The following is a 19727-nucleotide window of genomic DNA, read 5'->3' as shown; positions in this document are numbered from 1 at the left end:
GCGCGCCTCTCGGCGGCGCAGCTAGTGCGTGCCGGGCGTGCCCGACGGGCGGGGGCGGTCTTCGGGCATCTCCATGTCCATGTCCTCGGACGTGGGCTTCCTCGTCTGGCTCTTTGCTTCCTGCATCTTCTGCTTGTCCTGCTGCTTGAGCTTGTTGGCCTTGTCCTGGGGCGGCTGCTTCTTGACCATGCGGGTTTCGCTCCTCGAAGAGGGTGAGGGGACGTCCACTGGGGACGTCCACCACCCTCGCACCCGATGGTGACTCCCGCATGTCGAGACGTGACCCTCGGTGACCGGTCAGGCGAAGCGGGCCGTTGCGAGGACCGTGCCCTCCGGGGCGAGGAGGCGGGCGCCCGCGAGGGTCGCGGGGTTCACCTCGGCCGGCGCCACCCAGTAGCCGTAGCCGTCATGGAGCGAGAACGTGCCGAGGGGGGTCTTCGTGCCGTCCTTGTGGACGAGGACACAGCTGGCCGTGGGGGTCGGCTTCTCCAGGTCCACCGACATGTACACCCAGCCCTGCCGGCCCGGATGGGCGAAGACCCGGCCCACCTCCTGGCCGTCCGCCATCAGTGGCGCCTGCAGCAGCTGGGCGCGCGCGCCGGCCGTCGGGGACGCGGGAGCCGAGGCCTGTTCGATCGCCGTGCCCGCCGCCCAGCCGCCGAAGCCGCACGCCACGGCCAGGGCCGCCGCCGCGGCCGCGACCCGGGGCCGCAGCAGCCGGCGCCGGGCCGGCGCCGGCTGCGGGGGCGGGGGCGGCTGGATCCGGGCGGCGACGCGGCTCTCGAAGCCGACCGGCGGCTCTGTGCCCGGCAGCAGGTCGAGCAGGCGGTCACCGGCCAGGGCCAGCTGCTCGATGTGCACCCGGCAGCCGGGGCACTGGTCCAGGTGGGCGACCGCACGGGCGCGCTCCCGGGCCGAAAGGATGCCCAGCGCCAGCTCGGCGTCGAGTTCCCTCAGCTGCTCGCAGGTCATCTCGCTCATCGCCGGCTCTCCTCGGCCCCCAGGGTCCTGCGCAGCTTGTGCATCGCCGTCCGGATCCGCGTCTTGGCCGTCCCCAGCGGGATCCGCTCCATGTCGGCGATCTGCTGCGCGGTCATCCCGTAGATCCCCGCCATCACCAGGGCACGGGCCTGCTCCCGGGGCAGGGCCGCCACCGCCGCCCGTATCCCGGCCGACGTCTCGGCGGCGAGCGCGTGCTGCTCGGGGGTCTCCGTCACGATGTCGAGGAGGGCGTCCAGGTCCTCGGGGGCGACCGGGTTGGCCCGGCGGGCCCGGACCGCGTCGATCGCCAGATGGTGCGCGATCGCCGTCAGCCAGGTCCGTACCGAACCGCGGCGCGCGTCGTAGACCTGCGCGTGCCGCCACGCCCGCTCGAACGTCTGCTGCGCGATGTCCTCGGCGAGCTGCGCATCGCCGACGACGGCGATGGCCACGCCGAACACCGTGCGCTGGAAGCGGCGGACGAACGCGACGGCGATCTCGGGATCGCCGGTCGCCAGGCCCGACAGCAATGCCTCGTCCGGCGCACGCGCGAGCGGGAGGCCCATTCTCTGCACATCAGTGGATACGTTCGGCCTCCCCGAATGGATTGGCTCTGGCGTGCGGGGAAACACCTCTTCATTGTCCTCCCGTCCGCTTCCCCGCCCCCGTACGCCGCCCTGCCCGGCCAATCTCCCGGCGCCCGTCATCCGTACCCCCTGCGTCAGAACTTCTGCGGAGGGCCGAGCCGGAGGGCCGAGTCATGAGAGGAACACTCACCCGGAGCAGGCGCGTGGGGGCGGCGCTGGCGGCCGGAGCACTGGCCGGGGTGCTCGCCGCCTGCGGGGGCGGCTACGGCGGAGCCGGAAGCGGCTCGGCGGCGACCGTCGCCGCACCCCCGCCGGCCACCAGTGCCGAGGCGGCCGCGACCCAGGTCACGGCGGACCTCAGCGACTTCCACATCGCCCTGTCCCAGAAGACGTTCAAGGCAGGCGCCTACACGTTCACCGTCAAGAACACCGGCCACCAGGACCACGCCCTGGAGGTCGAGGGGCCGGGCGCAGAGCAGCGCTCCAAGACCCTGGCACCGGGAGAGAGCGACAAGCTCGACGTCACCCTCAAGGACGGTACGTACGAGCTCTACTGCCCCGTCGACGGACACAAGGACCTCGGGATGAAGACCGAGATCACCGTGGGCGGCGCCGTCAATGGCCGGTGAGCGCGCCGCCGGGCGCCCCGGCGCCGGCGCCGTCCTCGCCCTGCGGCTGCTCGGCGCCGGCCTGACCGCGGCGATGGCCGCGATCCACCTCCGCCTCTGGGCCACGGGGTACGCGGACCTGCACGTGATCGGCGCGCTGTTCCTGCTCAACGGGATCGGCGGCGGCCTGCTGGCGCTCGCGCTCGCGGCCGCCCCCGCCCGGTATCTCGGCGCCGTGGCCGCCCTCGGGGCCCTGTTCACGGCCGGCACCCTCGCCGGGCTGGTCCTCGCCCTCACCTCGGGGCTGTTCGGCTTCCGCGAGACCTTCGACGCGGAACTGGTGCGCCCCACCCTCGTCGTCGAGTCCGCCGGGGTCGTCACCCTGGCGGCACTGGCCGTACTCGCCCGCGGGCGGGCGCCGCGCCGCTGGCGGTAGGTTGCGTGCAGTCGTTACCCGGCGCAGCCGGGAGCAGTCGGGGGGTGAGGGGCATGCGGCGCAGGGCGTCCGAGGTGATCGACGCGGGCGAGCGGCTGCATGCGGCGGCCGGCGCACTGCTGGCCGACCACCGGCGGGCCGTCGAAGCCGTACGGGAGGCCTGGGCGCCGATCCACGCGGAGCTGGCCCGCCTCGAGCTGCGGCGGATCCCCGCCGACCGGCTGACCCAGGTCACCGAGGGGCGGCTGCGGGTGGCCGCCATCGAGGCGGCCGGTTTCGACACCGTGCAGAAGGTGCTGGACGCCGGCCGCCACCGGCTGCGGCAGATCCCCGGGGTCGGGCAGCAGACCGCCGACCAGGCGCTCGGCGCCGCGCGGCAGCTCGCCGAGGCCGTCGGGGAGACCGTCGCCGTGCACCTCGACGTGGACCGCCCCGAACCCCGGACCACCGCGCTGGTGACCGCCCTGCACCTGCTCGTCGAAGCCGGGCCCGACGCACGCCGGGCCGTCGAGGCGGCCGGTCAACTGGACGCCGGGCTCGGGCCGCTGCTCGCCGACGCCAGGCCCGCCGGCGGCCGGCTGCGGATGTGGTTCGCCGGACGGGAGCGGCGGGAGCGGGCGTCGGCCGCCGCCCGGGAGATCGCCCGGCTGTCCGCGGAGGCCGCCGGCAGCGGTGTGCCCGTGCTGCTCGGGCAGGCCTCGGTCGACCTGCTGCGCGGCCCGGCCGACGAGGCGGCCGCCTGGGTCGACTTCGAGCTGCGCTCCGCCGAGTACTACGGGCTGCTCGCGGAGATCACCGAGCGCGCCGGGAGCGGCCCCGACCCGGCCGCCGCCCAGGGGTTCCTGCCCGACGCGCTGGCCGAACGGGTCCGCGCCCAGGCCCTCGACGGCACGCACCGCCGGGTCTCGCTGCGCGGGTACCAGTCCTTCGGCGCCCGCTTCGCCCTCGCCCAGCGGCGGGTGATCCTCGGCGACGAGATGGGCCTGGGCAAGACGATCCAGGCGCTCGCCGCCCTCGCGCACCTCGCCGCGCAGGGGCAGAGCCACTTCCTCGTGGTCTGCCCGGCCGGAGTCCTGATCAACTGGACCCGCGAGATCGAGGCGCGCAGCACCCTGCGCGCGGTCGCCCTCCACGGCCCCGACCGGCACGACGCCTTCGCGGACTGGCGGGGGCAGGGCGGGGTGGCCGTGACGACCTTCCAGGCGCTGACCGGATTCCCCGAACTCGCCGCCGGCGATCTGGGGATGCTCGTCGTGGACGAGGCGCACCACGTCAAGAACCCGCGCGCGCAGCGCTCCCTGGCGGTCGCGGCCTGGGCCGCCCGCTGCACGTACGTCCTGTTCCTCACGGGCACCCCGATGGAGAACAGGGTCTCGGAGTTCCGCAGCCTCGTACGGATCCTGCAGCCCGGGACGGCCTCCGGGATCGGGGACGTCGACACGGTCGCCGGGTCCAAGGCGTTCCGCAAGGCGGTGGCGCCCGCGTACCTGCGGCGCAACCAGCGCGACGTACTCGCCGAACTGCCCGAGCTCCAGTGGACCGACGAGTGGGAGGAGCTGAGCGCCGCCGACCGGGACGCCTACCGGGCGGCGGTGCGGGCCGGCAACTTCATGGCGATGCGCAGGGCCGCGTACGCGAAGCCGGAGAAGTCGGCGAAGCTGCAACGGCTGCGCGAGCTGGTGGCGGACGCCGCCGCCAACGGGCTGAAGGTCGTGGTGTTCTCCTCGTTCCGCGAGGTGCTCGGGGCTGTCGAGGAAGCGCTCGGCCGCCAGCCGCTCGGCGGCGACGGGGACGACGCAGCCCATGGCGGCCGGCTGTTCGGGCCGATCTCCGGGAGCGTGCCGGCCGCGCGCCGGCAGCGGCTCGTCGACGGGTTCGGCGCGGCGGCCGGGCACGCCGTGCTGCTCGCGCAGATCGAGGCGGGCGGCATCGGGATCAACCTGCAGGCGGCGTCCGTGGTGATCCTCTGCGAGCCGCAGGTCAAGCCGACCACGGAGCAGCAGGCGGTGGCCCGTGCCCACCGGATGGGACAGGTGCGCGCCGTACGGGTGCACCGGCTGCTCGCCACCGACGGGGTGGACCAGCGGATGCTGGAGATGCTGGAGCGCAAGGCACGGCTCTTCGACGCGTACGCCCGGCGCAGCGTGGTGGCGGAGTCGGCGCCCGAGGCGGTCGACGTCTCGGACACCTCGCTGGCCCGGCGCATCGTCGAGGAGGAGCAGGCACGGCTCGGCGCCGCCCGCTGACCCGGGGCGGCGCCGCCTGCCTCCCGCCTGCCTTCCCGCCGCCTGCCGTCAGAGGCCGCGGACCGAGGCGATCGTGAAGGTCGTCGGCGTACCAGGGCCCATGGGGCCGCCCTTGTCGAACTGGGAGCGGACCACGAGCGTGCGGCCCGGGGTGTGGCTCAGCGTGGTCGGGATCTGCAGCGACGGGTCCGTGATCGTCCGGGTCAGCCGGGCCCGGGTGCCGTCGGGGCTGAGGTGCCACCTGGTCAGGGTGTTCGTGGCGTTGTGGGCCACGCGCAGGGTGCCGTCGGGCGCGAGGTCGAGGCCGTCGGCGTGGGTGAGGCCGCCGCCCTGGAGGTCGACGCGGGATATCGCGCCGGTGCGCAGGTCGATGCGGTGGAGGTCGCCCGCGGTCATGTCCACGGCCAGGAGGAAGCGGCCTGCCGGGTCGGAGACGATGCCGTTCAGCGTGAAGGTGCCCGCAGGCGATGGGGTGAGGTGCCCGCGCAGGTCGTACGCGGGGAGCAGCGGGCCCGAGCCGGCCGCCAGCTGGGCCGGGGTGACGCGGTAGATCACCGCGCGGGCGCTGTCGGTCAGGTAGGCGGTGCCGTCCGGGGTGATGGCCAGGTCGTTGACGAAGAGCCCGCCGGTGCCGGCGACCTCGAAGTGGGCCAGGCGCGTGCGCGACGCGGTGTCGTAGACGGAGACCCCGGAGGTGGAGTCGGTCACCCACAGGCGGCCGCGGGCGTCGATGCGCAGGCCGTTCGCCGTGTGGCGGCCGTCGGTGCCGGCGGGCAGGAACACTTCGGCGGTGTGTGTGCCGGGGCGGGCCCGGTAGACGGTGCCGTCCGCGTACGAGCCGACGTAGACGGTCTGGTTGCGGGGGTCGGTGGCTATGCCTTCGGGGTAGACCTTCTCGCCTGGGAGGGTGAAAGCCGTCGCGATGCGGCTGTCGGAGACCGGGGCGGCCTCCGCAGCCTGTGCGGCCAGGGTCGTGCCCAGCGTGAGCGCGGTGGTCAGGGTCAGGAGTGTGGCGGGCAGGAACTTCTTCAGCACAGCGAGTGTCCTCTTCCGTGTGGGTGAACACGAAGATAGGTTAGAGCTCTAATGCATGCAAGGGCCTTAGGATGCAGGGATGACCTCCATGCCTCCCGAGGAGCGCATCGGCTCGCACGTCAAGCGCGCCGAGCAGGCGCTTCTCGCGGCCAAGAACGCTGCGTGCAAGCCCGCCGCAGTAACGGTTCCGCAGTACGCCGCACTGCTCTGGCTCTCCGAGAAGCCGGGCATCTCCGCGGCCGCGCTCGCCCGGCTGTGCGGGGTGACGCCGCCGACCATGAACACCGTGCTGAAGAACCTCCAGGAGCGCGGGCTCATCGAGCGGACCCCGCACGAGTGGCACCGCAACGTGCTGGAGACCCGGCTCACGGAGGAGGGCCGGGCCGCGATGGAGCTCGCCGACGCCGGCGCCGTACGGGTGGAGCGGGCGCTCGCCGCCGCGTTCTCGGCGCAGGAGCGGGAGCAGCTGATCAGCCTGCTGGGGCGGTGTGCCGAGGCACTCGACGCCCAGAGGTGAGTTCTGCTGTCGGGGTTCCGGACGTATGAGATTCAGGCCATGTTTTTGCAGGGTTTTGGAACTGTCCGCAGGATTCGCACATCAGGACTAAGGAGTGCCCAGCCGTTCTGTCCCAACTGGGGCAGTCATGACCGTTCGGAGCGAAGTTCGTGCATCAGTACCCGCAGCGCCCGCGGCCTGACGACCAGTCGGACCAGCCGCCGGCCTCCGAACCGCACGAGCCCCGTCGCTCCCGCCGCGCCCTGTGGATATCCGCCGTCGTGGCCTTCGCGCTCCTGCTCGGCGGCGGAGGCTTCGCCGCCTGGAAGCTCGAGTGGTTCTCCGCCAACGGCGACTCCGTGAGCTTCAGCAGGACCCCCGCGTCCGCCGCCCCCGACGCGGGCAAGCAGTCCCCGGGCACGCCGCCGGCCCCCGCCAAGCCCACCGGCGATCCGGACGTACTCCTGCCGACCGGCCCGAAGTCCGACTTCAAGCAGACCGCCAAGCTCGACGACGGCACGGTCATCGCGAAGACCCGCCTCGCGGGCGCGAAGTCCGGCTTCGAGGGCGACGTCTGGGTGTGGACGCCGAAGGAGTACAACGAGGCGAAGTACGAGAAGAGCGCGTTCCCGGTGCTCATCTCCCTCCCGGGCGGCAACGGCTTCCCGAGCAACTACTGGGCCGACCGCAGCCTGGGCCTCCAGAAGGCCATCGGCGAGGGCGTCCAGGCCGGGACCAGCCTGCCGTTCATCCTGGTCATGCCGGTGCTCAACCCGGACAGCAAGTACTACTACGACGGCGCCGACATCCCCGGCCAGCCCAAGATGGGCACCTGGATCGCCGAGGACGTCCCGGAGTTCACCAAGGCCAACTTCCGTACGTACAAGTCCCGCGACGGCTGGGCCTTCATGGGCTCCTCCTCGGGTGCCTTCGTCGGCATGAAGACCGTCCTGCAGTACCCGGACCGGTTCAAGGCCGTGATCGCCAGCGGCGGCGAGATCGTCCCCGACTCCCCGCTCTGGAAGGGCCACCAGGCGGAGATGGACGCGAACAATCCCGAGAAGCTCGCGAAGAAGCTGATCGACAGCAACGGTCCCGAGGTCTACATCAACTTCCAGGTCGGCACCAAGGAGACCGGGAAGGACCGGATGGTCACATTCCAGCAGCAGTTCGGCAAGGGCCCCGTCAAGACGACCATCCGCGACATCCAGAACGGCGAGCACAACGGCTGGCACTACGTCCGGGGCATGAAGGAAGGCTCCCTGGAGTGGATCAGCAAGGTGCTCAAGGGGCCCCGGCCCGAGGCCGGCTGACCAGGCCGTACGCACGGAGCCCGGAGGCCGGGGTGGCACACGCCACGTCCCGCCGGTCCCAGGCAACCCATCCGATCGTTGACACCTCTGTAAGGGGTGTAAGGGGGACCGATCGGTCCGACCCGCGCTCTTCGGGAGCGCCGGACAAGAAACGGGACAAATCCGTGCAGCATGACCAGCTTCAAGGTGACGGCGACCTCACGGCCGAGGAAGGCCCGCTGACCACGGGCCGCCGCCCCCAGCGCAGGCGCAGACTTCTGATCAGCGGTGTGCTGGCGTTCACCCTTGCCGCCGGCGGCGCCGCGGCGTACAGGTACGGTCTCTTCTCGGACATAGGGGATCCGGTGTCCTTCGGGAAGGTCCAGGCGTCGGCCGCGGCCGAGGACATCCGGCCGGGGGTGAGCATGCCGACCGGGCCGAAGGCCGGGTTCGTCCGGACCTACCGGCTGCCCGACGGCACGCAGATCGCCCGGACGACCCTGACCGGCGCGAAGTCGGGGTTCACCGGTGACGTGTGGGTGTGGGTCCCCAAGGAGTACGACGAGCCGAGGTACGCCAAGAGCGCCTTCCCCGTCCTGATCTCCCTGCCCGGCGGCCGGGGCTACCCCACGAACTACTGGGGAACGGGCCCCGGCCTCGGCCTCCAGAAGGCCGTGAGCGACGGGGCGAAGGCCGGTACGAGCCTGCCCTTCATCCTGATCATGCCGGTGCACAACGCGGACACCAAGCACCACTTCGACGCCTCGGACATCCCCGGCGAGCCCAAGATGGGCACCTGGATGGTCGAGGACATCCCGGATTTCACGAAGGCCAATTTCCGGACCTTCACCGCCCGGGACGGCTGGGCCTTCATGGGCTCCTCCGCGGGCGGATTCGGTGCCTTCAAGCACGTCCTGAAGTACCCCGACCGCTTCAAGGCGGCCATCGCGAGCGGGGTCGACATCGTCCCCGATTCCCCGCTGTGGAAGGGGAACACGCAGGCCATGGACGAGAACAACCCCGAGAAGCTCGCCGAGAAGCTGATCAAGGATGGTGGTCCGGACGTCTACATCAACTTCCAGATCGGCACCAGGGAGAGCGGCCGCGAGAAGGCCGAGAAGTTCATGAAGGAGTATGGGAAGGGCCCCGTGCACACCCAGCTCCAGGTGATCCAGGATGGTGAGCACAACGGAAAGTCGTACGTACGCGGCATGAGGGAGGGCGCTCTGGAGTGGATCAGCAAGGTGATGCTGGCACCGACACCCGACCCCGGCGTGCGATGAACGCAGTGGCGAAGGGTGCGTCGGCGGCGGCCGTCGCCGGAGTGGCGGCGGTCCTGGCTGTCGGCTTCCTCAGGGCGACGGACCAGGATGCGAACGCGGTGCACCCCTTCCCCGGCGTCGGCGTGCTCATGGCGAACGGGGAGCACTGGTGCACGGCGAGCGTCGTCGACAGCCCGAAGGGCACGGTCGTCGCGACCGCCGCGCACTGCGTGGCCCCGGCGGGCGAGGACGGCACGCCCGGCGAGGTCGCGCACGACGGCCGGGCCATCGGCGATCTCTCCTTCGCCCCCGCGTTCACCGGAGAAGGCGTGGGCCGGCAGCCCCTCGGGGTGTGGAAGGTCCGCGCGGTCCACGTGGACGAGCGCTGGACGAAGTGGGGCGAGGACACCGCCGACTTCGCCTTCCTCAGCATCGAGCCGGACAAGGACGGCCGCACCGTGCAGCAGGCGGTCGGCGGCGCCGAGGAGGCCCCGAAGCCCGACTGGACCTCCGGGTACGAGCGCGAGGTGACGGTCGTCGGCTATCCGGAGTCCGACCGCAACCCGCAGAACAAGCCCGTCTCCTGCACCACCCAGACCAGCCACGACCAGGAGGACCCGGCGATGCTGTACATCGGCTGCGCGGGCTTCTGGACGGGCACCAGCGGAAGCCCCTGGATCGCCGACCGCGGCGGTCCGGGGAATCCGGGGCGGCTGATCGGGGTGCTGAGCGGCGGGGAGACGGACGTGGACTCCACCGCCGCCCTGTTCGACGAGAAGGCCAAGGCACTCTACGAGCAGGCCGCGCGGGACTGACCCCGGACACGCTTGCGGGTCTCAGCCCTTGAGCAGGGCGTTCAGCTCGCCGTACGGGAGGGAGTCGCCGAGCGTGGCGTACGTACCGCCCGCGATCAGCTCCTCGGCGGCGCGGCGGACCACGTCGTACGCGGCCGACGCGACCGAGGAGCCGAGGCTGACGCGGGCGACGCCGAGGGCGCCGAGCTCGGCGACGGACGGGGCGCCGGGGCCGACGAGGATGTTGAGGGGGGCATCGATGCCCTTCACCAGCTCGGTGACGGTGGCCGGGTCGGTGACGCCGGGGACGAAGATGCCGTTGGCGCCCGCACGGAGGTAGGCGGCGGCGCGGGCGAGGGTCTCGTCGAGGCGGCTCGCCTCCTCCCCGAGGCCGAACAGGAACGTGTCGATGCGGGCGTTGACGTACAGCGGGACCCCGGCGGTGTCGGCGGCGGCCCGGGCGGCGGCCACCCGCTCCGCGTGCTCGGCGGCGGGCCGGGTGCCGTCCTCGATGTTGATGCCGACCGCGCCGGCGGCGAGGACCCCGGTGACGGTCTCGGCGACCCCGGCGGGATCGGCGCCGAAGCCGCCTTCGATGTCGGCGGTCACGGGGACGGCGACGGCCGCGGCCACCCGGGCGACGAGGTCGAGGGCGCGGTCGCGGGTCAGGGCGTCCCCGTCGGGCGCGCCGAGCGACCAGGCGACACCGGCGCTGGTGGTGGCGACGGCGGGGGCGCCGGCGGCCTCGACGAGCCGGGCGCTGACGACGTCCCAGGCGTTGGCCAAGGCAAGCGGCGCGGCGGGGTCGTGCAGTTCGGCGAAGCGGCGGGCGAGATCAACAGTGGTGGTCATGCCGCCAGTTCACCAGACCGGGCCCGCCGTCGGCTGGCTATTTTCCGACATGTACGTGGGAGGAGCCGATTCCCCGGTCAGGCGGCCGGGCCCGCCTTGAGGCCCGAGGCAGACGGAACCGGGGAGTGCGTGCGTCATGTGCAGAGCACCTTTGCTCCTTCATGGCCGTTGTATGGCACGGATGTTACGCGTGCGCCGTCCTGAACTGCGGGGGGCGACCGTCACGGTGGTCGCCCCCGCTGCGTACTATTTCGCGCATTCGTTCGCGCCCCCTGTGATGGAGCCCCTCTCCCCGTGAGCATCCCGCCGCCGCCCTACTGGCCCGCTCCGCCCCCGCAGCAGGCGTACCGGGAGCCGGCGCTCAACGGCTTCGCGCTCGCGTCGCTGCTGGTCGGGCTGTTGTGCCTGCCGCCGCTCGGCATCGTCTTCGGGATCGTGGCGCTCGTCCAGATCGCGCGGAAGGGGGAGCGGGGCAGAGCGCTCGCGATCACGGGTCTGGCGGTGTCGCTCGCGATGACCGCCGCCGTCGTCCTCGTCACGGACCGGGTGGCGGGGCACTTGTTCGACCGGCTGGACACGCTGCAGCAGTTCGAGCACGTCGAGGGCGAGTTGACCGGCATCGACGACATGCGCGCCGGCGACTGCTTCAACGTCCCCGGCGGGGACCTGCTCGAAGAGAGCCCCCTCATCTACCGGATCGCGTGCACGGAGATGCACGACGGGGAGGTCACCTCCTCGACCCGGTTCGGCAACGACGCCTTCCCCGGCGGGTCCGAGCTGAAGAAGACCGCCGCGGAGGCGTGCTGGAAGGCGCAGGACGCGTACGCGATGGACACGTGGGCGCTGCCCTCGTACGCGGAGATGTTCTACTTCGCGCCCTCGCGCGAGTCGTGGAGCGGCGGCGACCGGCGGCTGCTCTGCGTCATCGGCACGGCGGAGGAGGAGCACCGCGGCAGCCTGCGCAAGGACGCCGGGATGCTGAAGCCGGATCAGGCGGCCTTCCTGCGCGTGATGAACGAGGCCGACCTGGCGCTGGGCGGCGTGCCGGAGGAGGACATCGACGAGGCGCTGCCTCAGTACCGGGAGTGGGCCCGCGAGGCGGACCGGGCGCTGGCCGCGGAGGCGGGGCTGCTGGACGGGGTGAAGGAGCGCCCGGAGCTGGCCGGGCCGGTGCGGGCGCAGCTCAAGGAGGTCGAGGCGGCGCGCGCGCAGTGGCAGCGGGCGGCGAAGGCGACGAAGCCGGCGGAGTTCCAGGACGCGTGGGACAGCGCCTCGGGTGCACTGTCCGTGAACACGGAGAAGGCGCTGCGCGGGGCGTACGGGCTGTCGACGACGGTGCCGGACTGGCTCGCGGAGCGGTCGGGCGGCGACTCTGACGGCGACTCGGACGGGTCCTCTTCGGCCGCGGTGTGAGGAGCCGTCGAGAATAGAGTGTGGTAACGCGCGGTAACGGGTTTCAGTGACCTGGCTTCATCACTTCGGGTGAAACTCTGGCCTTCGCTTGCGGCATACAACCGTCGGTTGCCAGGGTGTAGCTGTCTGTCAACCTGATGGGAGTGGCCAGTGACTTTCGGTGAGCAGCCGGCCTATCTGCGCGTCGCCGGGGATCTGCGACGGAAGATCGTCGATGGGTCCCTGCCCCCGCACGCCCGGCTCCCCTCGCAGGCCCGGATCCGCGAGGAGTACGGGGTCTCCGACACCGTGGCGCTGGAGGCGCGCAAGGTCCTCATGGCGGAGGGGCTGGTCGAGGGCCGGTCCGGGTCGGGCACGTACGTACGGGAGCAGCCCGTGCCGCGACGGGTCGCGCGCTCGGGATACCGCTCGGGCGGGACGTCGACGCCGTTCCGGCAGGAGCAGGCCGAGGCGGGGGCGCGGGGTACGTGGGAGTCCGGCAGCGAGCAGACGGCCGCACCGGCGGAGATCGCCAAGCGGCTCGGTATCGAGCCGGGCGAGCGGGTGATGCGGACGCGGTACGTGTTCCGCGACGCGGGGGAGGCGATGATGCTGTCGACCTCCTGGGAGCCGCTCGCGGTCACCGGCCGGACCCCGGTGATGCTGCCGGAGGAGGGGCCGCTCGGGGGCTCGGGGGTCGTCGACCGGATGGCCGCGATCGACGTCGTCGTGGACAACGTGGTCGAGGAGGTCGGGGCGCGGCCGGGCCTGGCGGAGGAGATCATGCTGCTGGGCGGGGTGCCGGGCCATGTGGTCCTGGTGATCGGCCGCACGTACTTCGCGTCCGGACGGGCGGTCGAGACGGCCGACGTGGTGGTCCCGGCGGACCGCTACCGCCTGTCGTACCACCTGCCGGTGCGGTGAGCGGACGGGGAGTTCCCGGGTGTTCCCGGGTATTCCCGGGCGTTGACCGGGTGGTGGTGCGGGGGCGCGGGGCGTAACCCCGGGGCCGTGTCCACGCGTGACGGTGCGTCACGGACCGGCCCCGCCGTCCGGCGGTATGACCGCCGCCGGCGTGCGAACTTCCCGGCATCGCCGACCGCCCCGTCCGGGCGGGGCCGGTCCGCTCCCTCCGCCGTTTCCCCCGACGCCACCTGCGGGGGCGTCTGCCGTACGGCGCCGCAGGGCGGTGCGGTGGTGCTGCCGATGCCCGCGGTGCGCCGGATCTGAACCGGCGTACACGGCCCACTCGTACGCATGGCCGGATGCGTACGCGTGCGAAGTGCCTCTTCGTGAAAAACCGTATCCGCTCCGTGAAGGTCGGGCGTAAGGTCGGGCATATGCGCAATGCGGTTCCCGGGCAGGTACATCGGCGGAGGGTGAAAACGCGATGAACGACAGCGGTGCCCTGCTCCCATGGCTGGTCATACGGCAGGACGACAACGGCAACCGCTACCGGGTGGGCCGGTATCCCACCCGGGCCGAGGCCCAGAAGGTCGTCGACAGCCTCGAAGACGGAGGCCACAAGCAGCTGTACTGGGTCGAGCGGGTCGGTCAGACCGCCACGACGAACTGAGCAACCCGGCGTTGGCATAGGCTCCGCCCCATGACGGTACGAGTGGTCGTGGGCGGAGCCCTTTGTCGTGAGGGCCGCCTGCTGGCCGCCCGCCGCAGCGCACCCCCGGAGCTGGCCGGACGCTGGGAGCTGCCGGGCGGGAAGGCCGAGGCGGGCGAGTCCGTCCCCGATGCGCTCGTACGCGAACTGCGCGAGGAGCTCGGCGTGGAGGCCGAGCCGCTGGAGCGGATCCCGGGGGAGTGGCCGCTCAGGCCGGGGCTCGTCCTGCACGTGTGGACCGCCCGGCTGTTGTCCGGTGAACCCGCGCCGCTGGAGGACCACGACGAGCTGCGCTGGCTCGGGCCCGAGGAGCTGGACTCGGTGGACTGGCTCGACCAGGACCGGCCGGCGGTCGCGGAGGCCGGACGCCGGCTGCGCATCGAGCGTGAGGGGCGCGACAGGTGCGATGGGCGCAGTGAGCGCGACGGGCAGCACACCAGGTCGCACGGGGGCGCGTGACGCGCGTGCTCTAGGCCGTCTGCGCCACAGTGCGCTGGTACGTGAAGGATCGGGTGGTACGACGCCTTAAATATCGGGTATGTCGCTATTAGTCCCAATCGTGTACTGCCCCCTCGTGGCTCTGTCCCTGCGGAATCGGACTGGGGTCGTTGCCGGCCCGGGAAGTGATCGGCGTGATCGACACAGACGGTGAAGCCGCCGAGTGGGCCTTTCCCGCCGAGCCCGGCGCCGTCCGCACCGCCCGGCACGCCGTCCGCGGCGCACTCGGCTCCTGGGGTCTGGAGTCCGTCGGCGACGTGACCGTCCTGCTGGTCAGCGAGCTGGTCACCAATTCACTGAGGTACGCCTCCGGCCCCATCGGGGTCCGGCTGGTGCGGCGCAATCCGGCCAGTGGGAGTCCGACGGGCGGCGCCGCGCTGCTCGTGGAGGTTTCCGATCCGCTTCCGGATCCGCCCCGCGAGCGGGTCGCGACGCCGGAGGACGAGGGTGGCCGGGGACTTCATCTGGTGGCCGTCTCGGCGCAGCGCTGGGGGACGCGGCACGGGAAATCAGGCAAGACTGTGTGGTTCGAGTTGGCACTTCCTGGTGAGTAACAAGGTGAAGGATGGCCGACGATCACACGGCATGGCTCGAAATAGTCGGGACCTTTTTGTGATCGTGAACGCCGTGCCGTGCGGGGCCGTGGTGCTGAATAATTCGGTCATGGCCGGTCCGGTTGCGGTGAGCTGGAGGGGACGGTCGCGTGAGCGAGATACCTGCGCAGGCACATCAGGCCCGTGTGCCCGGGGAGACATGGCACGACTCCCTGTGGCACAGCAGCCCGCCTGGCTCGATATATGACTACATAAAGGTCGCGTCTTTCTCCATCGGACCCGACGGGCTCATCGACCAATGGAGCCTGCGCGCCGAGGACCTGTTCGGGCTGACCGCCGCGCAGGCCGTGGGCCGGGACCCGGTGGACGCCTTCATGCCACCGGAGCTGCGCGCCGACGGGCACCGCAGGATGGCCGAGATCCTCGACGGCAAGGAGTGGACCGGCCTCGTCCCCTTCCGGATCCCGGGCGGGGACGGCGCGCACGGGGTGGCCGAGATCTATGTAATGCCCACCCAGACCGAGACCGGCGCGCGGGCCGCGCTGTGCGTCGTGGTCGACGTGCGTGCGCTGCGCCGGATCGAATCCGATCTTGCCGCCTCGCAGGCCATTTTCGGCCAATCTCCTTTCGGCTTCCTGCTCTTCGGCACGGACCTCACCGTGCAGCGGGCCAACCGCCGTTTCGCGACCGTATTCGGCGGCGCCGTCGAGGAGCACCGCGGCCGCACCGTCCACGACTACCTCCCGCGCCAGGAGGCCGACCGGATGGCCGAGGCCCTGCGACGGGTCCTGGAGACCGGCGACTCCGTGACCGACCTCCAGATCACCGGCTCCGCACCCGGCAGCCGGGAGCACCGCCACTGGTCCATCAACCTCTACCGCGTCCACGGCGGCACCGGCCGCCCGATCGGCGTCGCGGGCCTCGGCACCGACGTCACCCGCCGCCACCTCGCCGCCCGCGAGGCCGCCGGAGTCCGTCGCAATCTCGCCCTGCTCAACGAGGCCGGGCACCGCATCGGGAACTCCCTCGACCTCGAGACCACCGCCCGCGAACTGCTGGACGTGACCGTCCCGGGCTTCTGTGACCTCGCCGCCGTCGACCTCTACCAGGGGCTGCTGCTCGGCGACGACGACCGGCCCGCCCGGCCGCAAGGCCCCGGCGTGCCCTCGCTGCCGCCCGGCCTGGGCGCCGGACGGGCGCCCTCCGCGCCGCTGCGGCGGGTCGCCTTCGCCTCGGCCGTGTCGGACGCCCCGCTGTCCGGTCCGGGCGCGCTGGTCTCCGTAGGGGAGATCCACCGCTACCCGGCGGCCTCGCCGGGAGCGCTGGCCCTGCGGACCGCGCGGCCGCGGCTGATCGAGGGCGGCGGGCCGGACGGCCTCGTGCAGTCGACGCTCGTCGTGCCGATGGTCGCGCACGACACCGTGGTCGGGCTCGCCCAGTTCTCCCGTACGAAGGGCAGCGAGCCCTTCGGGGAACGGGACCGGGCGGTGGCCGTGGAACTCGCCGCCCGGGCCGCCGTCTGCATCGACAACGCCCGCCTGTACCGGCGCGAGCACGAGCGGGCGCTGATACTCCAGCGCAGCCTGCTGCCGCCCGGGGACCCCGAGGCGGCCGGCCTGGACATCGCCTGCCGGTACCTGCCGGGGAACGCGGCCACCGAGGTCGGCGGGGACTGGTTCGACGTCATCGAGCTGCCCGGGCACCGCACGGCGCTGGTCGTCGGCGACGTGATGGGCCGCGGGCTGCGGGCGGCCGTCGCCATGGGCGAACTGCGCACCGCCGTACGGACCCTGGCGCTGCTGGACCTGGAGCCGGCGGAGGTACTGACCGCGCTGGACGAGATCGCCCGGGGGCTCGGCGCGCCCGGCGGCTCCCAGCAGGCCTCCCGGGCCGCCCTGCACTCGCGGGACGCGGACCGCTCGGAGGTGTACCTCGCGACCTGCGTGTACGCCGTCTACGACCCGGTGACCCGGCGCTGCACCATCGCCAACGCGGGCCACATGCCGCCGGTGTTGGTGGAACCGCCCGAACCGGGCGCTCCGCCCCGGCCCGCACTGCTGCTGGAGGTGCCGCCGGGGATGCCGCTGGGCGTGGGCGGAGAGCCGTTCGAGGAGGTGCAGGTGGACCTCCCGGAGGGGGCCCTGCTCGCCCTGTACACGGACGGGCTGGTGGAATCGCGGGACCACCCGCTGGAGGAAGGGCTGCGGGGGCTGCGGGACGCGCTGTCCGACCCGGTGCGGCCGCTGGAGGACGTGTGCGACCACGTGCTGAACACGCTGGACACGCGGCACGGTGAGGACGACATCGCGCTGCTGATGGCGCGGGTGCAGGGGCTGCCGGTGGATGCGGTGGGGGACTGGCAGCTGCCGCGCGAGGCGCGGTCGGTGGGCCGGGCGCGGGAGCTGGCCCGGGCGAAACTGCCGGCCTGGGGGCTGGAGGGGCTGCTGGACACCACCGAGTTGCTGGTGAGCGAGCTGGTGACGAACGCCCTCCGGTACGGGGAGGGCGAGATCCGGCTCCGGCTGCTGCTCGACCGCACCCTCGTCTGCGAGGTCTGGGACGGGAACCTGGTGCAGCCGCGGCGGCGCCGGGCCCGGGACACGGACGAGGGCGGGCGGGGCCTCCAGCTGGTCGGCATGCTGTCGGCGGGCTGGGGCACGCGCCGCACCCACCGCGGCAAAACGGTCTGGTTCGAGCTCCCCCTCCCGGGCGCCGCGGCGGAAGCGGTCTCGGAGCTCTCCGCGGAACAGCTGCTGAGCATGTACGGCTGACCGGTCCCGGAGGCCGGCCGGTCCTGCGGGACATCCGGCCCCCTTCGGTGAAACCACGGGAAGTGTCAGGAGGCGTTGCTGCGCGGCGGTGGGTCGTAGCGGCCGCCGCCGCCCATGCGGCGGCGGGTGCCCCCGCCGCCGAACGAGCCCGGGCCCGGCCCCCCGTCGCCGAAGCCGCCGCCGAAGCCCCCGCCGCCGAAGCCGCCGCCGAAGCCGCCGCCGAAGCCGTCGCCGAAGCCGCCGCCGAAGCCGCCGCCGCGATCCCGGGCGCCGCCCGGGATCGCGCCCAGGATGATCCCGCCGAGGACCGCGCCGCCCATGCCGCCGCCCTGCCGCTGCCCGCCGCCGTACGGGTTCCGGTACGCCCGTACGTCCTGCTCGGCCAGCTGCTGCGCCTGCCGCGCCAGCCCGTCCGCCTGCCGGGCCTCCGCCAGCGCGGCCGCCGGGTCCGAGCCCGCCAGGGCCGTCGACCGCTCCATGCGCCGCTGCGCCTCGGCCAGCCGGGTGCGGGCCCGGCTGGCGACCGCGCCCCGGCTGGTGGTGATGTAGTCCGCCGCCGCGCCGGTCGCACTGCGCGCCGAGAGCATCGCCCGGTCCAGCAGGGCCGCCGCCCGCCGGCCGCCCGCCTCGCGCTCCCGGCCCCCGGCCAGCGCCTCGTCGAGGACGGCGTCGGCCTCCCCGACCCGGCGCAGGGCATCGATCGGGTCGTACCGGCCGGCCGCTTGCTCCCGCCGTACGTCGGCCAGCACCGCCTCCGCCCGGCCGATCCGGCCGCGCAGATCCGCCGTGGAGGCCCCTTCCACGGTGCCGGTCAGCAGGCCGCGGGCATCGGCGAGGTCGGCCTCCGTCTCCGTGAGCGCCCCGGGCAGCTTCCCGGCCGCCTCCGCCAGCTCCTGCGCCCGCCGCTCCACCGCGTCCACGAGTGTCGCCGCCTGGTCCACCGCACCCTCGGCGGCCCGTACGTGGACGGCGGCCCTCCCGTTGTCGCCGCCGTCGAGCGCCGCCCGGGTCTCGCCGAGGCCGGTGGTCGCGAACAGCAGCCGGTCCTCGGCCCGTTCGGCGTGGGCGGCCACCGGCGCGGACGCCGAGTCCGCGTAGCGCACGGCCAGCGCCGTCAGGGTCGCCCGCGCCGTCGCCGTACGGCCCGTCAGGTCGCGGACGCGCGCCTCCACCGTCGCGAGCGCCTGCGGGGCGTTCTTCTCCAGGTCCCGCAGCCGGTCGAAGTCCGCCGACTCGGCGTCGAGCCGCCGGTTCGCCTCGGTGCAGCGGGCCACGATCTCGTCCAGCATCCGCCGCCGGGCGGGGTCGTCCTCGGGGGACGCGTCCTCGAGCTGCTGACGCAGCCGGAACGCGGCCGTCAGCTCGCTCTGCGCCAAGGCCACCGCCTCGGCGAAGGCGCCGACCGCCGCGTCGCCGAACTGCGCGCAGGCGAAGCCGAGCTCCTCGGCGCTGGTGCGGATCGCGTCGTCGGTCTCCACCAGCAGGGCCTCGGCCTTGGCGTCCAGCTCGGGCAGCGGGAGGACGGTCGTGGTCGCGGGCTGCTCGCCCCAGCCCTTCGTGCCACCACCGCCCGCGCCGCGCTTGCGCTTGCGGCGGTACGCGTACGCCCCGAGGGCGCCGGCCGCGCCGACGGCGACCACCGGGAGGACGTAGTCGCCGGCCCCGTTCCCGTCGCTCGCGCCGCCGCCGGGGTTCGCCTCGCCGGCGGTGATGGCGGGCACCGGTACGGGCTTTCCGCCGAGCACGGCGGCGTAGCCGTCGGCGGCGCCGATCGCGGCGCCCGCCCAGTCGTTCTGCTTCAGCGCGGGCTCGATGGCCGTCCGGGCGACGTCCGCGAGCTGCTCCTCGGTGAATCCGGAGCCGACGTCCGCCGAATAGGCGTACTGGCGGGCCCCGGTCGCCACGGCCAGCAGCACGTCGTCCTGGCCGAGGCCGTTCTTCTGCGCGGTGGCATCCGCCCAGCTCTGCGCGGAGCGCCCGGAGAAATCGTGCACGTACGTCACGAAGAGCCGGATCCGGTGGCCGGCGTACAGCTTGTCCAGCGCGGAGGTGACGGAGGCCTCCCGGTCGCCGAGGGTGCCCACGCGGTCGGTGATCTGCCCCTGCTGGGACAGGGTGACGGGATCATCGGCCCGGACGGCCGGCGCCCCGGCCACCCCCCAGCCGCCGAGCCCCAGCAGGGCCGCAGCCAGGACGAGCCCGGCCCGTCCGGATATCCCGGCGGCGGTGCGTCCCCTCGTCCTGCTTCTCGGCGAGATCACATTTGGGAGAGTATGGGCGGTCATGCCCACCCGCACCCGGAGAGCCC

At 73.1% G+C, this 19727-nt stretch carries 19 protein-coding genes; 13 read left to right on the top strand and 6 right to left on the bottom strand.

Features of this window, described 5'->3' with window-relative positions; all coding sequences use genetic code 11:
* Nucleotides 1-21: 21 nt before the first annotated feature.
* From AB0I68_RS04345 to AB0I68_RS04335, 3 genes are all read right to left on the bottom strand, one after another.
* Nucleotides 22-189: a hypothetical protein gene (locus tag AB0I68_RS04345; protein ID WP_363175640.1), complete on the bottom strand. Its 168-nt coding sequence runs from the start codon at nucleotides 187-189 to the stop codon at nucleotides 22-24.
* A gap of 108 nt (nucleotides 190-297) precedes the next feature.
* Nucleotides 298-981: a hypothetical protein gene (locus AB0I68_RS04340; protein WP_363175639.1), complete on the bottom strand. Its 684-nt coding sequence runs from the start codon at nucleotides 979-981 to the stop codon at nucleotides 298-300.
* Complete coding sequence (locus AB0I68_RS04335) at nucleotides 978-1547, bottom strand: sigma-70 family RNA polymerase sigma factor (RefSeq protein ID WP_363175638.1); 570 nt, start codon at nucleotides 1545-1547, stop codon at nucleotides 978-980. Before AB0I68_RS04335 ends, AB0I68_RS04340 begins: the two co-directional genes overlap by 4 nt.
* A 194-nt stretch (nucleotides 1548-1741) precedes the next feature.
* On the opposite strand from AB0I68_RS04335, the gene AB0I68_RS04330 reads away from it, so the two are divergent.
* Genes AB0I68_RS04330 through AB0I68_RS04320 form a run of 3 tightly spaced genes read left to right on the top strand, consistent with a single transcriptional unit; the run spans nucleotide 1742 to nucleotide 4858 of the window.
* On the top strand, nucleotides 1742-2197 hold the full coding sequence (locus AB0I68_RS04330; protein ID WP_363175637.1) for a cupredoxin domain-containing protein: 456 nt from the start codon (nucleotides 1742-1744) through the stop codon (nucleotides 2195-2197).
* Complete coding sequence (locus AB0I68_RS04325) at nucleotides 2187-2612, top strand: hypothetical protein (RefSeq protein ID WP_363175636.1); 426 nt, start codon at nucleotides 2187-2189, stop codon at nucleotides 2610-2612. The genes AB0I68_RS04330 and AB0I68_RS04325 overlap by 11 nt, the downstream gene beginning before the upstream one ends.
* A gap of 53 nt (nucleotides 2613-2665) precedes the next feature.
* Complete coding sequence (locus AB0I68_RS04320; RefSeq protein ID WP_363175635.1) at nucleotides 2666-4858, top strand: DEAD/DEAH box helicase; 2193 nt, start codon at nucleotides 2666-2668, stop codon at nucleotides 4856-4858.
* A gap of 48 nt (nucleotides 4859-4906) precedes the next feature.
* Here the strand turns inward: AB0I68_RS04320 and AB0I68_RS04315 are convergent, their stop codons facing one another.
* Nucleotides 4907-5893 carry an SMP-30/gluconolactonase/LRE family protein gene (locus tag AB0I68_RS04315; protein WP_363175634.1) on the bottom strand — a complete coding sequence of 329 codons (987 nt, stop codon included), beginning with the start codon at nucleotides 5891-5893 and terminating at the stop codon, nucleotides 4907-4909.
* A gap of 79 nt (nucleotides 5894-5972) precedes the next feature.
* Between AB0I68_RS04315 and AB0I68_RS04310 the strand changes: the two genes are divergently transcribed.
* The 4 genes from AB0I68_RS04310 to AB0I68_RS04295 all read left to right on the top strand — a co-directional run bounded on the left by AB0I68_RS04310 (nucleotide 5973) and on the right by AB0I68_RS04295 (nucleotide 9758).
* On the top strand, nucleotides 5973-6410 hold the full coding sequence (locus tag AB0I68_RS04310) for a MarR family transcriptional regulator (protein ID WP_363175633.1): 438 nt from the start codon (nucleotides 5973-5975) through the stop codon (nucleotides 6408-6410).
* A 149-nt stretch (nucleotides 6411-6559) separates the two neighbouring features.
* On the top strand, nucleotides 6560-7702 hold the full coding sequence (locus tag AB0I68_RS04305) for an alpha/beta hydrolase-fold protein (protein WP_363175632.1): 1143 nt from the start codon (nucleotides 6560-6562) through the stop codon (nucleotides 7700-7702).
* A gap of 164 nt (nucleotides 7703-7866) precedes the next feature.
* Nucleotides 7867-8964 carry an alpha/beta hydrolase-fold protein gene (locus tag AB0I68_RS04300; RefSeq protein WP_363175631.1) on the top strand — a complete coding sequence of 366 codons (1098 nt, stop codon included), beginning with the start codon at nucleotides 7867-7869 and terminating at the stop codon, nucleotides 8962-8964.
* Complete coding sequence (locus AB0I68_RS04295; protein ID WP_363175630.1) at nucleotides 8961-9758, top strand: trypsin-like peptidase domain-containing protein; 798 nt, start codon at nucleotides 8961-8963, stop codon at nucleotides 9756-9758. Before AB0I68_RS04300 ends, AB0I68_RS04295 begins: the two co-directional genes overlap by 4 nt.
* 21 nt (nucleotides 9759-9779) lie before the next feature.
* Here the strand turns inward: AB0I68_RS04295 and AB0I68_RS04290 are convergent, their stop codons facing one another.
* On the bottom strand, nucleotides 9780-10589 hold the full coding sequence (locus AB0I68_RS04290; RefSeq protein ID WP_363175629.1) for an isocitrate lyase/phosphoenolpyruvate mutase family protein: 810 nt from the start codon (nucleotides 10587-10589) through the stop codon (nucleotides 9780-9782).
* Between the two features lie 294 nt (nucleotides 10590-10883).
* On the opposite strand from AB0I68_RS04290, the gene AB0I68_RS04285 reads away from it, so the two are divergent.
* From AB0I68_RS04285 to AB0I68_RS04260, 6 genes are all read left to right on the top strand, one after another.
* Nucleotides 10884-12002 (top strand): DUF4190 domain-containing protein, encoded by a 1119-nt coding sequence (locus AB0I68_RS04285; RefSeq protein ID WP_363175628.1) that lies wholly within the window; start codon nucleotides 10884-10886, stop codon nucleotides 12000-12002.
* A gap of 150 nt (nucleotides 12003-12152) precedes the next feature.
* A complete protein-coding gene (locus tag AB0I68_RS04280) occupies nucleotides 12153-12905 on the top strand; it encodes a GntR family transcriptional regulator (RefSeq protein ID WP_363175627.1) in 753 nt (250 codons plus the stop codon).
* A gap of 466 nt (nucleotides 12906-13371) precedes the next feature.
* The gene (locus AB0I68_RS04275; protein ID WP_363175626.1) at nucleotides 13372-13557 is read left to right on the top strand and encodes an SPOR domain-containing protein; all 186 of its coding nucleotides are present in this window, start codon (nucleotides 13372-13374) and stop codon (nucleotides 13555-13557) included.
* A gap of 30 nt (nucleotides 13558-13587) precedes the next feature.
* Nucleotides 13588-14055 carry a (deoxy)nucleoside triphosphate pyrophosphohydrolase gene (locus AB0I68_RS04270; RefSeq protein WP_363175625.1) on the top strand — a complete coding sequence of 156 codons (468 nt, stop codon included), beginning with the start codon at nucleotides 13588-13590 and terminating at the stop codon, nucleotides 14053-14055.
* Nucleotides 14056-14219: 164 nt separating this feature from the next.
* The gene (locus AB0I68_RS04265; protein WP_363175751.1) at nucleotides 14220-14648 is read left to right on the top strand and encodes an ATP-binding protein; all 429 of its coding nucleotides are present in this window, start codon (nucleotides 14220-14222) and stop codon (nucleotides 14646-14648) included.
* Nucleotides 14649-14833: 185 nt separating this feature from the next.
* On the top strand, nucleotides 14834-17419 hold the full coding sequence (locus AB0I68_RS04260) for a SpoIIE family protein phosphatase (protein WP_363175750.1): 2586 nt from the start codon (nucleotides 14834-14836) through the stop codon (nucleotides 17417-17419).
* Between the two features lie 65 nt (nucleotides 17420-17484).
* Here the strand turns inward: AB0I68_RS04260 and AB0I68_RS04255 are convergent, their stop codons facing one another.
* Complete coding sequence (locus AB0I68_RS04255; protein WP_363175749.1) at nucleotides 17485-19575, bottom strand: TPM domain-containing protein; 2091 nt, start codon at nucleotides 19573-19575, stop codon at nucleotides 17485-17487.
* Nucleotides 19576-19727 lie beyond the last annotated feature (152 nt).

The organism is Streptomyces sp. NPDC050448 (assembly GCF_040655295.1).
GTDB lineage: Bacteria > Actinomycetota > Actinomycetes > Streptomycetales > Streptomycetaceae > Streptomyces.
The sequence above is the reverse complement of the archived record's forward strand: the minus strand, read 5'-3'. Positions and strand labels throughout refer to the sequence as shown.

Coding starts and splice junctions, on each gene's coding strand:
- AB0I68_RS04345 (WP_363175640.1), bottom strand. CDS start 189: ATGGTCAAGAAGCAGCCGCCCCAGGACAAGGCCAACAAGCTCAAGCAG.
- AB0I68_RS04340 (WP_363175639.1), bottom strand. CDS start 981: ATGAGCGAGATGACCTGCGAGCAGCTGAGGGAACTCGACGCCGAGCTG.
- AB0I68_RS04335 (WP_363175638.1), bottom strand. CDS start 1,547: ATGGGCCTCCCGCTCGCGCGTGCGCCGGACGAGGCATTGCTGTCGGGC.
- AB0I68_RS04330 (WP_363175637.1), top strand. CDS start 1,742: ATGAGAGGAACACTCACCCGGAGCAGGCGCGTGGGGGCGGCGCTGGCG.
- AB0I68_RS04325 (WP_363175636.1), top strand. CDS start 2,187: ATGGCCGGTGAGCGCGCCGCCGGGCGCCCCGGCGCCGGCGCCGTCCTC.
- AB0I68_RS04320 (WP_363175635.1), top strand. CDS start 2,666: ATGCGGCGCAGGGCGTCCGAGGTGATCGACGCGGGCGAGCGGCTGCAT.
- AB0I68_RS04310 (WP_363175633.1), top strand. CDS start 5,973: ATGACCTCCATGCCTCCCGAGGAGCGCATCGGCTCGCACGTCAAGCGC.
- AB0I68_RS04295 (WP_363175630.1), top strand. CDS start 8,961: ATGAACGCAGTGGCGAAGGGTGCGTCGGCGGCGGCCGTCGCCGGAGTG.
- AB0I68_RS04290 (WP_363175629.1), bottom strand. CDS start 10,589: ATGACCACCACTGTTGATCTCGCCCGCCGCTTCGCCGAACTGCACGAC.
- AB0I68_RS04275 (WP_363175626.1), top strand. CDS start 13,372: ATGAACGACAGCGGTGCCCTGCTCCCATGGCTGGTCATACGGCAGGAC.
- AB0I68_RS04270 (WP_363175625.1), top strand. CDS start 13,588: ATGACGGTACGAGTGGTCGTGGGCGGAGCCCTTTGTCGTGAGGGCCGC.